This window comes from Fluviirhizobium alvei (assembly GCF_030551875.1).
Lineage (GTDB): Bacteria > Pseudomonadota > Alphaproteobacteria > Rhizobiales > Rhizobiaceae > Rhizobium_E > Rhizobium_E alvei.
Genome location: NZ_JAUOZU010000015.1, coordinates 62,638 through 76,060, shown reverse-complemented (window position 1 = coordinate 76,060; position 13,423 = coordinate 62,638). Strand labels below are relative to the sequence as shown.

Annotated in this window: 14 protein-coding genes; 7 read left to right on the top strand and 7 right to left on the bottom strand. The window is 62.5% G+C overall.

The window, feature by feature from the left end:
- Positions 1 to 6: 6 nt before the first annotated feature.
- From Q4481_RS19255 to Q4481_RS19230, 6 genes are all read right to left on the bottom strand, one after another.
- Positions 7 to 2,325: a hypothetical protein gene (locus Q4481_RS19255; RefSeq protein WP_304378025.1), complete on the bottom strand. Its 2,319-nt coding sequence runs from the start codon at positions 2,323 to 2,325 to the stop codon at positions 7 to 9.
- A 160-nt stretch (positions 2,326 to 2,485) separates the two neighbouring features.
- Complete coding sequence (locus Q4481_RS19250) at positions 2,486 to 3,313, bottom strand: protein NO VEIN domain-containing protein (protein ID WP_304378024.1); 828 nt, start codon at positions 3,311 to 3,313, stop codon at positions 2,486 to 2,488.
- Between the two features lie 153 nt (positions 3,314 to 3,466).
- Positions 3,467 to 4,186 (bottom strand): urease accessory protein UreH domain-containing protein, encoded by a 720-nt coding sequence (locus tag Q4481_RS19245; RefSeq protein ID WP_304378023.1) that lies wholly within the window; start codon positions 4,184 to 4,186, stop codon positions 3,467 to 3,469.
- A gap of 1 nt (position 4,187) precedes the next feature.
- Positions 4,188 to 4,628, bottom strand: coding sequence for a YqaA family protein (locus Q4481_RS19240; protein WP_304378022.1), 441 nt, complete (start codon positions 4,626 to 4,628; stop codon positions 4,188 to 4,190).
- Positions 4,625 to 5,848: a nickel/cobalt efflux transporter gene (locus Q4481_RS19235; RefSeq protein ID WP_304378021.1), complete on the bottom strand. Its 1,224-nt coding sequence runs from the start codon at positions 5,846 to 5,848 to the stop codon at positions 4,625 to 4,627. The genes Q4481_RS19240 and Q4481_RS19235 overlap by 4 nt, the downstream gene beginning before the upstream one ends.
- Before the next feature lie 10 nt (positions 5,849 to 5,858).
- Positions 5,859 to 6,134: a metal-sensing transcriptional repressor gene (locus Q4481_RS19230; protein ID WP_304378020.1), complete on the bottom strand. Its 276-nt coding sequence runs from the start codon at positions 6,132 to 6,134 to the stop codon at positions 5,859 to 5,861.
- A gap of 120 nt (positions 6,135 to 6,254) precedes the next feature.
- Between Q4481_RS19230 and Q4481_RS19225 the strand changes: the two genes are divergently transcribed.
- From Q4481_RS19225 to Q4481_RS19195, 7 genes are all read left to right on the top strand, one after another.
- Positions 6,255 to 6,599, top strand: coding sequence for a hypothetical protein (locus Q4481_RS19225; protein ID WP_304378019.1), 345 nt, complete (start codon positions 6,255 to 6,257; stop codon positions 6,597 to 6,599).
- A 48-nt stretch (positions 6,600 to 6,647) separates the two neighbouring features.
- Positions 6,648 to 7,379, top strand: a complete 732-nt coding sequence (locus tag Q4481_RS19220) for a HupE/UreJ family protein (RefSeq protein WP_304378018.1) — start codon at positions 6,648 to 6,650, stop codon at positions 7,377 to 7,379.
- 19 nt (positions 7,380 to 7,398) lie between these two features.
- On the top strand, positions 7,399 to 8,070 hold the full coding sequence (locus tag Q4481_RS19215) for a transmembrane anchor protein (RefSeq protein ID WP_304378017.1): 672 nt from the start codon (positions 7,399 to 7,401) through the stop codon (positions 8,068 to 8,070).
- A gap of 63 nt (positions 8,071 to 8,133) precedes the next feature.
- Positions 8,134 to 8,736 (top strand): Crp/Fnr family transcriptional regulator, encoded by a 603-nt coding sequence (locus Q4481_RS19210; RefSeq protein ID WP_052642654.1) that lies wholly within the window; start codon positions 8,134 to 8,136, stop codon positions 8,734 to 8,736.
- Between the two features lie 63 nt (positions 8,737 to 8,799).
- The gene (locus tag Q4481_RS19205; RefSeq protein ID WP_304378016.1) at positions 8,800 to 9,408 is read left to right on the top strand and encodes a class I SAM-dependent methyltransferase; all 609 of its coding nucleotides are present in this window, start codon (positions 8,800 to 8,802) and stop codon (positions 9,406 to 9,408) included.
- Complete coding sequence (locus tag Q4481_RS19200; RefSeq protein ID WP_304378015.1) at positions 9,393 to 9,860, top strand: (2Fe-2S)-binding protein; 468 nt, start codon at positions 9,393 to 9,395, stop codon at positions 9,858 to 9,860. The genes Q4481_RS19205 and Q4481_RS19200 overlap by 16 nt, the downstream gene beginning before the upstream one ends.
- Positions 9,860 to 12,004: a xanthine dehydrogenase family protein molybdopterin-binding subunit gene (locus Q4481_RS19195; protein WP_304378014.1), complete on the top strand. Its 2,145-nt coding sequence runs from the start codon at positions 9,860 to 9,862 to the stop codon at positions 12,002 to 12,004. The genes Q4481_RS19200 and Q4481_RS19195 overlap by 1 nt, the downstream gene beginning before the upstream one ends.
- A 15-nt stretch (positions 12,005 to 12,019) precedes the next feature.
- On the opposite strand, the gene chrA is transcribed toward Q4481_RS19195, so the two are convergent.
- Entirely contained in the window at positions 12,020 to 13,423 is a 1,404-nt protein-coding gene (gene chrA / locus Q4481_RS19190) for a chromate efflux transporter (protein WP_304378013.1), read from the bottom strand.

Below are 13,423 nucleotides of genomic sequence, written 5' to 3'. Positions count from 1 at the left end.
CCGCGTCTACGCGGCCTCCCACACCCGGTTCAGGATCTTTGCTGCCAATGCGGCCTTATCTTGTGGCAGGAACCGCCCATAGTGTTGGGCGACCATGTCTGGTGTGTCCTGGATGGCATAGCTTGCCTGTTCGTACGACCCGGTTTGCTTCAGGATATGTGTTGCAAGGACGTCTCGAACATTATGCGGTCCATGCGGCAACAAGCCCTTGATCACACCGCGGCCGGTGTAGGGGTTGAAGATGCCATAGCGCTGGATAGCCAGTTTCCAGGCTTCATAGAAGGTGGTCTGATTGTAGGCGGCATCCTTGCTGGTTGTCTTCACGGTCTTGATGAACAGGGTGCCGGGATCTTCGGACCCGCCAAGCAGGACACGGCGATGCCGACTGACATAGGCATCGATGTAGAAATAGAGATCCTGCAGATCGGGCAGGATGAGCCTGAAAGGCTTTGAGCCGAAGAATGACGAGTTCGCATTCTTGAATGCGACTGCCGGGATCAAGACCTCCCAGCCATGATCACGATCGCTCCATCGAAGCTCGCCGCGTTTCATGTCCTCCAACCGGCGTTCGGACGTTGGAAACTGTCCACGCGGGCAGACCATTAGCTGTCGCAGGTTCTTCTGGCGCAGGCCGAGATGAAGGCCAAGCCTCAGAAGCAGGAACGACCTGACGGCTTCGGCCGCGGCGCGCGGGTAGCGGCTTTCATCGGGTATGCGCTTGACGATTTCTTCGGTGATTTTTCTGTATTCGCCTAGCGGGCTTTCGGCCTCGAGCACGCACATGATGGGCTCAAAGGGATCGCGATGGACGCGAGCTACGCGCTGGATTTCTTTCTGCCGTTGCGTTGCATGCTTGAAGGCGGTTTCGCACGCTGCATGCCAGTCATTCTGGGCGGAGAGGATTTCGGCTGTACTGACCAATCCGGGAATTGGTTTCAAATTGACGGCAAGCTGACGATGCTGCCACATCCAGCCGGTTTCCGGTCGAACCATGCCCAGGAGGATCTGAAGCATGTCCTCCTCCCATTTCGTATAGAACCCACGGCGCCGCTCACGCCACTGCAGATACCAATCCCAAACACCTGGAAAAACCAGCAGACCAAATGTCAGCTGCGCCAAAGGTACGCCGTAGCCTTTGACAGCACCTTTGGGCGATGCTGCCAGCGATCCGAACATGAGCCCAAGATGCTCGATCTTCTGCGACGTCGTCTCCTCGCCCCAGACCCCACTTCGCTGAAATCCGACGGCCGTCAGAGTGGCGGTCTTGAAATGCACGAGGTTCGCCATCTCCATCGACAGCCGGGGCGGTGCGTCGATCACGCCGGCGAGCAGATCTGGGTCTTCGATCGAGGTATGATCGGCCTCGACGACGTCGTCGCCATCAATGAAGCGAGGGGACAGCGTGCTGCCGTAAGAAATCGCGGGGAAGCGGATCGCATAACGCTGCTTGGATGCGGTGGCCTGAAAACGCCGATAGTCGGTAGAGCCAGTAATGATGACACGGCGCACCCATTCCAGGATTTCCTCGCGCTTGGCGAAGGGAAGGGTGTTGAAGTCATCGGGAAGGTGCCAGGCGAGGCGTCGTCGTTCGGCAGCGCTGACCTCGCTCGCAAGTTCGAACCCTGATGCTGAGCGAGACTGATGTGGCAGCTTCGCCTTGAAATACCCGGAGCGGAGACGATACCGCCGTTCGAATGATGACAGGACCTCCAGGCTATCGACGGTACGAGGTGACTTTGTTCCTTTTCTCCAACTGACCAAGGTGGAGCGTTCGAAGCCTGGGTGTCGGTCTGCAACAGCGCGATGGAGATGCCAATCGGAGTCGCCATGCCTGCGCATATGGTACATGAGGGCCGATGCGAAGTCGGCTGGATCTTCCGACGCGTCGAACAAGGGTTGCGGAAATTCCTCGATGGGCTTGGGTGGAACACCTGTCTTGCCTCTCGGACGACCACCGGTGTCATTGGATGTCGACCCTTCGTCCTTCGGACGCCTTGCCCTCTTCGCGACCTTGGTGGTTGAACGCCCATCATTCGGTCCCTCCTGCTCCTTGTCGATCCAGCGGACAATTGCCTCGAGCCCGGATTGAAGGGTTTTTCTCAAGGCACTGCTCATTGCGGTTTCGAGGCCGCATGCTGCGTGGATCGATAACCAATCCGTGCGGCCCGATCGCGTTGGCGGATACTTGCGGTAAATGATCAGGCTGAGGAGGTAGGGTCGGATGTTGTTCAACTCGCGCGGTGAAACGAGCGGCGCGACGCGGACATCGCAGAAGGTTGAAATTTTTCGCTGAAATTGACTGGATAAAGCAGACTGGTTTCTCATGGCATTCCTGGTTCGCACTCTTCACCGGAGGAAATTCCGGGGCTGGCCTGCTAAGGCCATAGGGCAAAAGAAACCTGAATCGCTGTGATTGGGTGTCATACCTGGGGTGGCGCATCGAAAGGCGCTGATGCACTTGGTCCGGACGTCCAAGCGAGTGCCGCTAAAAACTGGCCTCGTACTGGGTCGCAAACAACGAAACATGTGCCTCAAGTGGCGGCCGCAGCTCAAAGGCTCGAACGTCACGGGAAAAGTCGAATAGCCGAACAAGGCTCCACTCATGTCGCCTGGCGTTGGCAACCTCGAGCTCATTGCTCGATATGTAGAAAGGCGTGCGTTCCCATCCGTTGGTCGTCTTCACCTCAACGAGGCGCGTCGAACCATTTGGATCAAAACTCTCGATGTCATAGCCAGCGCCGTCACCATCCTCCTGCGAAACCCACCGAACCTTCGTGGCCAAGTCTGCGCGTCCGTGAGCTTTGAGCTGGGCACGCTCATGGTGGAACACCCGCTCTTCGCCCGCTTTTCCGAGTGCCCGGTTCCGAGCATCTCGGCCTGCCACGTCGAATTTTCGAGCGATCGCTTGGATCTGCGAGAGCTCTGCAGGCGGAGGAGCGTTCTGCAATGTCGGCGGCAGGCCAAGAAACAAGGCGGGCGGTTCGGTAAATGCCTGCGGGCGATATGGAACAGTAGCAGAGTCAAAGGCTGGATTTCGGGCCAGCCATCGCGAAATCGCATCGGCCAGAGACATCTGAAAATTGAACCGAGGTTGATATCCTCTGATGTAAGAAAGACCGAAGCCTATGAGTGCAGCGGAGATATTGCAGTTCTTGAATTCTATCGAGCCCTTCGATCGACCGAGCGCTTGCTGAAGAGAGCGGTTATGGGCTGCCTTGTTGTAGACGCGGCCCGCAAGATCATCGCCCAGCATCTGAAAATACAAGGCGACAATCGCGTCGTTGTCCTGATCTAACCAGTGCTCTGAAACCATGGCGCCAAGCTAATTCGGTCAGAAGACGTTGTCACGCCCCTCGCCGTCAAACTCTTGGGCGGAATCATCATAAGCGTTGGATTTTGGACGAGATCTTTGGTCGATAACAGCGGCCCACGGTTCGATTCCGCTCAACACCTTGAATAAACGAGGTCAAAAAATGGTCGCTGCCGCGACAGCGACCATGCCGAGGCCGGCCGTAATCTCCAGTCCTCGCGACACCTTGTCGAGCGGCCTTTTGTTTCGGATGAACAACCGGTCGAAGACCTTTCTGAAGGACACCGCCAGGAGCGCAACGGTACCCAGGGTCAGCGCGACGCCCGCCAGCATGAGGACAGCGAACAGCAGTCCCGCGCCTGTCACGCCACGGGCCGCCGCATAGGTCATGACGAAGAGGGTGAGCGGACAGGGAATGAGACCTGCCACGAAGCCGAAGACCGCGCCTTTGCGGCGCGCGTGGCCGTGGGAGGCGGCGCTCAGACCTCGCCAGATCATCCAGAGGCCGATCAGGCCGATGGCACCGCGACTTACGTGCTCGAGCAGCGGCGAGGAACCCGGTCCCGAGCCGCCGAACATGTAATCGATCACCGGGAGCGACAGGAGAACGATCAGCACCGAGATGGATATGTGTGTCGCCGCCAGAACGAAAGCGGTCAGGAGTGCGCTCCACATCCCGCCCGACGAACTTGCGACATAGGTCGCAAGCAGCAGCTTGCTGTGACCGGGCATCAGGGCATGAACGGCACCCAGCAGCAGTCCTATGGGCAGGAAGGCCAGAAGCGCCGCCGAGCCGCCTCCGTCTGCCAACGTGCGAATATGCTCGCCGAAGGTGAGATAGGTCTCCTTCTGGAATTCGAGAATCCAGGCCAGCATGTCAGGCGACCTCGATCGTCAGCCAGGCGAGCACCAGATAGCGGCCGGCCTTGGCGATGGTGACGAGTGCGATGAAGGTCAGAAGCGGTACCCTCAAGACGCCCGCGACAAGGGTGAGCGGGTCGCCGACGACCGGCACCCAGCTTGCCAGCAGCGACCATTTTCCATAGCGCCGATACAAGCCTTCGGCTCTTTCGAGCTTTTCCGGCGAGACCGGAAACCAGCGGTGGTCGCGATAGTGCTCAATGCCGCGCCCGAATGCCCAGTTGACGACGGAACCGAGCACATTGCCGAGGCTCGCGATCCCGATCAGGATGGCAAGCGGATAGCGCTCGGCAAGGATCATCATGGCAAGCACGGCCTCCGATTGGGCGGGCAGGATGGTGGCTGCCAGAAATGCCGCGCCGAAGAGGCCGAAATAAGCAGCAAGATCTGCCGTCACTCGTCCACCTTCTCGACGGCAGGCGGCTCGCCAGCAGCCTGCGCGGCCAATCCCTGCCAGCCGTGGATGCCGATATAGAGGCCGACCGCGATGATCAGCAGGCTTGAGACATAGGGCGCCCGGCGTGCCAGCGTGCTGAACCACGACCAGCGTTTCGTCGCGTGCCGGACGCTGAGTGCCGCGATCGCCCCGACCGTCACCAGCGTGATGGCAAGGCCGATCGAGAAGCAGAGCACGAGGATGAAGCCCAGTGTTAACTCCTTGAGCTGCAGGCAGAGCAGCAGGACGGTGATGGCGGCGGGGCACGGGATCAGGCCGCCGGTCAGGCCGAAGAGGACGATCTGCCAGGTCGTCACCTTCCGGTCGGCGAAGCGGCGGCGGATATCGTTGGCATGGGCCAGTTCATGCGCATCCTGATAGCCATCGGTCGCGAGGTCCAGCCCACGCAGTTCCTCATGCATATGGTCGTGACCGTCGCCCTCCACGAAGGAGAGGTCGTAGTCGTGGCTGTGATTGCCATGCCCGAGGCTGAGGCGCGCCATGAACGCGTGCGGCTCCGGGATTTCGGTCAGGGATTCCAGATAGTCCCCCCGGTCGGCGAAAGCGAAGACCTGAACGGATCCATCCGGCCGTTCCGTCGTGATCTTCACGTCGGCGGGTTGCCAGACATGGCCCCGCTCGGTGCGCAGGCGGAAGACGGGTGGCACGCCCTCCTCGAAGATCTCCAGCGAGACGACGCCATGTCCGGTATCGATCCGGCGCACCTCCTTACCATGGCCGTGATGAACATGCGCGAGATGATGACCGTGAACCCCATGATCGTGCGAACCGTGATGTCCGTCATGCGAATGCCCGGCGGCGGCCTTTGCCATCTTCTGGTCCAGCCACGTGCGCCAGAGCATCCACAGCGCGATGGCGATGATGATCGCCGCCGAGGCGAGCTGGAAATAGGGTTCGACGGTTTCGGCATCGACGCCGCGCCACAGATAGAGGCCGGCAAAGGCAATGCCCCAGACGACGGCCGTATGCGAGATCGTCGCCGCGATGCCGAGCAGCACGGCCTGCGTGACCGTGCCGCGGATTGCCACGATGAAGGCCGCCATCATCGTCTTGGAATGGCCGGGCTCCAGCCCGTGCAGCGCGCCGAGGAGGATTGCACTCGGTATGAAGAGCCAGGCATGGGCGGAGCCCTGGCTGAGAAGTTCGGCGAAGCCGGGCATGTCGCCCTCCCTACAGATATTTGGTGATTGCCTTGAACGCGTCGATGGACTTGCGCTGCTCGCGGTCGAGCGCGCCGACGGTCTCGTCGAGGCAATGGTCGAGATGATCCTGGATCAGCGTTCGCTTGGCATTCTCGACCGCCTTCTCCACCGCATGAAGCTGCTGGGCGATGTCGAGGCATGGCCTGCCGGCCTCGATCATGGCGATCACGCTCTTGAGGTGTCCTTCGGCGCGTTTCAGCCGCTTGATGATGTCGGGATGGGATTCGTGTCGATGTTCTGTCATGATCCAATACCTATCCCCCTGGATAGGATATTTCAATGCGGATTCTTGTCTCCGGCGGGGTTTGCGTTTATCAGGGGCAACATGCGGCTTCACACGAGACCACGATTCGGGACCAGGATAATGGCCGTGCTGGCAGGCATTGCCATGCTCGTCTTCGCTTCCATGCCGGCCGGAACGCATTCGCTGAGCCAGCACGCCCCGGCAGTCGTCGTCGCAAACGATGCCCATTCCCATGATCACGGCGATCATTCGCACGATGACGATCTGGAGTTCGCCCTTAACGCCGCCGATGCGCCGGATCACCACCACGCCGATCACACGCACGAAAAGGCGGGTCTCGTCGCAGTGGCGGGTGACATGCTGCGCAACGTCCTGGAGGCGGACTATGCGCTCGTCGATGGATACCTCGACGGGGGCCTTCCCTTCGGCATCGACCGGCCCCCGCGCTCCGTAAACCGCGCCTGATCCACGCCGCATCCCGCGGCCGGTTCACCTCGTTTACGGAAAACAATCATGACTACACCACTCCGCGGAGGTGTGTCGCACGGCCAGTCCGTCCGGCACACGCTCCTATATGCGGCGCTTGTCGCGCTCTCGCTTCTGCTTCTCGCGGGTACGGCAGCAGCCCACGCCGTCGCCGAAGGCGACAAGGGCTACATCCAGGAAATCACGGGCATCCACCTGATCCCGTTCGTCTATCTCGGCGCCAAACACATGGTCACCGGCTACGACCATGTGCTCTTCCTGTTCGGCGTCATCTTCTTCCTCTACAGGCTGAAGCACATCGCCATCTATGTCAGCCTCTTTGCCATCGGCCATTCGACGACGATGCTGCTCGGCGTCTATTATGGCTGGAATGTCAGCGCCTATCTGATCGATGCCATCATCGGGCTCTCGGTCGTCTACAAGGCGCTCGACAATCTCGGGGCCTTCCAGCGCTGGCTCGGTTTCCAGCCGAACACCAGGCTGGCGACGCTGATCTTCGGCTTTTTCCATGGTCTCGGCCTCGCAACCAAGATCCTGGAATACGACATTGCCGAAGACGGGCTCGTTCCCAACCTTCTCGCCTTCAATGTTGGCGTCGAACTCGGCCAGCTTATCGCGCTTGCCATCATCCTGATTGCCATGAGTTATTGGCGCAAGACCTCCGGTTTTCTGCGCCATGCCTACACCGCCAACGTCCTGATGATGACCGCGGGCTGGCTGCTCGTCGGCTATCAGCTCACCGGCTATTTCGTCTCCTGACCTAACAAGGACAACTCAAATGTTTAACTCACAAGCACCCAATCCCGATGACCTGCCGACTTCGGCGCAACTCGTCAAATCGACGGTCATTTCCGTCGTCGCCGCTGCTGCGCTTCTCGTCACCGTCGTGATGCCGTCCGAATACGGCATGGATCCGACCGGTCTCGGCTCCGCGCTGGGGCTGACCGAGATGGGCGAGATCAAGACCCAGCTTTCGGATGAGGCCGAGCGTGATCGTCAGATCGACCAGAACCAGCCCGCTTCGCTGGATCAGGGGGCGGGATCCGCGACGGGCACGGCACCTGTCGAGGGATCGAGCCTTCTCGATCGCATCATCCGCGAGTTCGGCGTCTCGTCCGCCCATGCCCAGGAGGCAATGCGGCAGGACGAAATGTCCATCACCTTGCAGCCCGGCGAGGGCGCCGAGATCAAGCTCGTCATGATCAAGGGGGCCAAGGCAAACTATGCCTGGACGGCCAACGGCTCGAAGGTGAACTTCGACACCCATGGCGATGGCGGCGGCGAGAGCATCTCCTATGAAAAGGGTCGCGGCGTCGCCGAGGACTCGGGCGTTCTGGAAGCTGCCTTCGACGGCAACCATGGCTGGTTCTGGCGCAATCGCACCGGCGATCCGGTCACGGTGACGCTGAAGACCGATGGCGCCTATTCCGACATCAAGCGCATGATGTAACAATCGAGGCCGGCGGATGCTGTTCCGCCGGCCCTTCCTTACGTCCAAACAGGAGATTTCAAGGTGCGCGTCAGGCCTGAGGATTGCAGGGCCATCGGCCTGTTCGAAAGCATCGCGGGAGAAATCCTTGCCGAGCGCGACCTCCTGATGAACGCCATCGAACTGCGCCATCTCAACGCCGGGGAGGCCCTGTTTTCGCAGGACGAAGCCCACCCCTTCATCTATGTGGTGCGGCAGGGCCTGCTGAAGCTGACCTACCTCAACGCGCATGGCGACGAATGGACAAAGTCGCTGGTCGCTGAAGGGCAGTTTTTCGCGAGCCTCTCGGCGCTGCGCTCGGGCCAGGCGAGTTTTTCCGTCTGCGCGATCGAGGCCTGCGTGCTGGAAAGGATGCCGTTCCGGGTCGTCGAACAACTGGCGGATCGCGATCTGGCCTGGTCGCGCATGGTGCGCAATGCGCTGATGATCTTTGCCGAGCGCAAGGAACGCCGTGAGCGCCAGTTCCTGACGATGTCCGCAGAAACCCGCTACAGGCTGCTGCTCGACGAGGAGCCGCATCTGGCGGCCCGCGTGCCGCAAAAGGATCTGGCTTCCTATCTCGGCATCACGCCGGTCGGCCTGAGCCGTATCGCGCGCCGTGTCCGGGCCGGCGTGCGCGAGACTTAACCCGGGTTAATGCGGACCGAACCGGTCTTCGCAATATCGGCTTCATCAATGATGGAGCCGAACATGAACCTGTCGCGACGCACGCCCGATCACCTACTGTTTCTCCGGTCATGGATAAGCCGGCCCCTCCAGGTGGCCGCGGTTGCCCCTTCGAGCCGCCGGCTCGCCGAGGCGATCACCGCCGACATCTCGCCACGCTCCGGCCCTGTTCTGGAGCTCGGACCGGGTACCGGGGTCTTTACGCAAGCGCTCCTGCGACGTGGCATTCCCGAAGCGGCCTTGACGCTGGTCGAACGCGAACCGGCATTCGCCGAATTGCTGCGGATACGCTTTCCGGCCGCATCCGTGCTCGAATGCGATGCGGCAACACTACCCTCCGGATGTCGCGGCTTTTCGGCGGCCGTCAGCGGCCTGCCGCTTCTGTCGATGCCGCCGGCTCAGGTCGAACGCATCCTCGCTGGTGCATTCGAGCGCCTTGTCGGCGACGCGTGCTTCTACCAGTTCACCTACGGTCCGCGATGCCCTGTACCCGAAGCCGTCCTGCTCCGGCTTGGCCTGGCCGCATGGTTTCGTCGCTTCGTGCCCCTGAACCTGCCGCCGGCAAGCGTCTACCGGATCGCACGCACGTCATCGCTTCACGAGCGGGAGGCCTCGCAATGCGCATCCTTCTGAACACCAAGGCGGAGACCATTCCAGACGATCTTGCAGAAGCGCCATTGCTCTTCGTGCTCAGGGACCATTTCGGGCTAAATGGTCCGAAATTCGGCTGCGGCGTCGGGTCCTGCGGTGCCTGCACGGTTGTAATTGATGGCGAGGCGCAGCGCTCCTGCCTGCTCCCCGCCGGTTCCCTCGACGGCAAAGCCATCCTGACCCTTGAGGGACTGTCCGCCGGGGCAAAACTGCATCCCTTCCAGCAGAGCTGGATCGCCGAGAGCGTGCCGCAATGTGGCTACTGCCAGAATGGGCAGATCATGACCGCCTATGCGCTGCTTGCCGCACGGCCCGAGGCCGGTGCCGACGACATCGCCGAAGCCATGGATGGCGTGCTCTGCCGTTGTGGAACGCAGGCGCGGATACACAAGGCGATCATCCGGGCGCAGGCGATGATGCGGGAGGAACGGTGATGGCAGACCTGTCCCGGAGACGTTTTCTCAAGGCGCTCGGCTGGAGTGCTGCGGGCATCACGGTCGTTGCTGGCGGGGCGACATTCGCGCTGATGCCCGTCTTGCCGCCGCGCAACAGATCGACGCCCTCCGACGCGGCCGCCTGGATCAGCTTGCGGCCGGGCGGCAGGTTCAGGCTTCTGTCGACGCGCGTGGAAATGGGGCAAGGCATATCCATCGGGCTGAGACAGGTCGCAGCCGGCGAACTGGGCATCGAACTCGATCACATCGATCTGGAACTGCCCGATACGGCGCTCATTCCCGTCGCCCGCTCGACGGTCGGTTCCGATGCGATGCGCGAGACCGGACCGCTGGTGGCGCAAGCGGCGGCTGCCCTTCGCGACGCCATCCTGCGCAAGGCCGCCGAGCGGCTCGGTCGGCCCGTCTCGGCGCTCGAGATTGTTGCGGACGGCGTCAGCGACGGCATCGCCAGCCTTCTGACGTTCGAGGCGCTCGCGTCCGGCCCGCCGCTGCTCGTAAAGGCGGAGGATGTCGGGACAGCACGGCCGAGGCTGATGGAAAGGCGGGATGGTCACAGCGCGGTGGGCCGCCCCATTCCGACGCACGACATCGAGGCGATCGTCACCGGCAACCGGCCGCTCTATGCCGACGATATCAGGCTCGACGGCATGGTGTTCGGCGCGGTCGTCCGTCCGCGCACGATCGGCGGGCAGATCCGCTCCGTCGATGCGTCGGCTGCAAGCGTCGTGCCCGGCTATGTCGGCCTCTACCGCGAGGGCGATTTCGTCGGCATCGTGGCCACCCGTCGCGGTGCGCTCGCGCAGGCGCTGGACCTGCTGTCAATCGACGAGGACAACGGTCCGCCGAACGCGACCGCCGACGTCGATACTATGCTTGACGTGGCTGACGCCGGACAGATGGAGCACGTCATGCTCGACGAGGGCGAGGCCGGGCGCGGTCCCTTCGACATCGATATCACGCTGTCCGTGCCACTCGCGGCACATGCCTCGATCGAGCCCCGCACGGCCATTGCCCGTTTCGTCGATGGCGGCCTGGAAATCTGGACCGGAACGCAGGATCCCTTTTTCGTGCGCGACACGCTGGCCGCCGCCTTCGGCCTCTCCCGCGAAGCCGTCCGGGTGCATGCCATGCGGATCGGTGGCGGTTTTGGCGCACGGACCATTGTTGCGGCCGAGCTGGAGGCGGCAAGGCTGGCCAGGCTCTGCGGCAGGCCGGTGAAGGTGCAATGGTCACGGCGCGACGAGTTCCAGGCGGGGTTCCATCGACCGCCGTCCTGCCACCGTATCCGGGCGGCAGCCGACGGGACGGGGCGCATTTTGCGCTGGCACCACATGTTCCGCTCCGGTCACGTCATCTTCACCTCCGCCGCCATGGGACCGGGCCTGCAGTTCGCCACGAGCTTCGTCCCCGATCCCGGCGTCGGGCGGGGTGCGATCCCGCCCTATCGCGCGGATGCGACGCATGTGGCCTTCGAGGATGTGCGCCTCCCGGTCAAGACGGGTCCATGGCGCGGCCTCGGGGCTGCCGCGAACCACTGGGCGATGGAGACGGCCATTGATGCACTCGCCCGGGTCAAGGGGCTCGACCCGCTGGCGATGCGGCTTGCGGCGCTGCCACCGGAGCACAAGCGACTGAAGGCCGTCCTGGAAGAGGTCGCGGACATGGCCGGCTGGAGCGATCGTCCGGGCTCGGGCGAAGAGAGGATGGGCCTTGCCTGCGGTATCTACAAGGACATGTCCTATGCCGCAGCCATCGCGCGGGTGATCCGCACGGACGGCGGATACAAGGTGGCGCGCCTGTGGTGCGCCCATGATTGCGGCCTGGTGATCAATCCGGATCAGGTTCGCGCACAGATCGAGGGCAATCTCGTCTGGGGCATCGGCATGGCCCTCAGGGAAGCGCTCGCCATCGACGGCGGCGCAATCACGCCCGAGAATTTCTTCGATTATGCCGTTCCGGTCCTGTCCGATGTGCCCGACATCGACATCCGGCTTGTCGAGGGCAGTGCCGCGCCGACTGGCGCCGGCGAGACGGCCATCGTCTGCGCGACGGCCGCCATCACCAACGCGGTCGCGGCCATCACCGGTGAAACCGTGATGCGGCTTCCGGTAAGCGTCGCGTGAGGATAAATCCCGCCCTCACCGCATGCCGGCAAGGGTCCAGGCCATGCCGAGTACCGCGCTGCCGAGGAGCACCGTCATCACCGACATTTTCAGGCGAAAGATTGCAAGGACCGCCAGGAGCGTCAGCACGAGCGAGGCCCTGTCGACGGACGAAAGCATGGGAACTTCCATCTTGAGCGGCCCGGCCTGGAGAGTGGTCACATCCGCAAACAGGACGTGCAGGCCGAACCAGATCGCAAGGTTGAGGATCACGCCGACGACGGCGGCCGTGATCGCCGCCATGCCACCGGAGATGGCCACATTGCTGCGCAGCCGCTCGATGAACGGCGCCCCGAGGAAGATCCACAGGAAGCACGGCACGAAGGTCACCCAGGTCGCAAGGACGGCCCCGATCGTTGCGGCCTGAAGGGGACCGAGACCGCCCGCGTCGCGATAGGCGCCCAGGAAGCCGACGAACTGCAGCACCATGATCAGCGGTCCCGGGGTCGTTTCCGCCATGCCGAGCCCGTCGAGCATCTCGCCGGGCCGCAGCCATTGATAGTTCTGCACCGCCTCCTGCGCGACATAGGCCAGCACCGCATAGGCGCCGCCGAACGTAACCACGGCCATCTTGCTGAAGAAGACGCCGATCTGGGTGAAGACATTGTCCGCGCCGAGCGTGACGTAGAGAATTGCAACGGGCGCGAGCCACAGCAGCAAGAGGACCACGGAAACACGCAGCGACCATTGGAGGTTCGGCCTCGCATGCGCGGGCATGGCTTCGCCGAGCGCGGAATCCGCATCGGACAGGATCTTGCCTGCCGCTGCCTTATGTCCGCCGGAGACTGCAAACCATCCGTGCCCGGTTCTTGTCCCGACAAAGCCGATGGCCCCGGCCGCCAGTATGATCAGGGGAAAGGGCACCTGGAAAGCAAAGATCGCGATGAAGGCCGCCGCCGCGATCAGCACCATCGCGGGGCTTTTCAACGCCCTGCCGCCAATGCGGAAAACAGCCTGCAGAACGATTGCCAGCACCGCGGCCTTCAATCCGAAGAACAGCCCCGCGACCACGGAAACCTCGCCGTAGAGGACGTAGATATAGCTGAGCGCAAGGATCGACAGGAAGCCGGGCAGGATGAAGAGGATGCCGGCCATGAGGCCGCCGGCGGTGCGATGCATCAGCCAGCCGAGATAGACAGCGAGCTGCTGGGCCTCGGGGCCGGGCAGCAGCATGCAGTAGTTCAGCGCGTGCAGGAACCGGCTTTCGCCGACCCACTTCTTCTCGTCGACGATGATCCGATGCATGACCGCGATCTGGCCCGCCGGACCGCCGAAGCTCAGCGCCGCGACGCGCAGCCAGACCTTGAACGCCTCCCTGAACGAGACGCCGTGCTCCGTCGGCCCGCGCGAAGGTTTCACCGAAACGATCGTGTCCGCCAT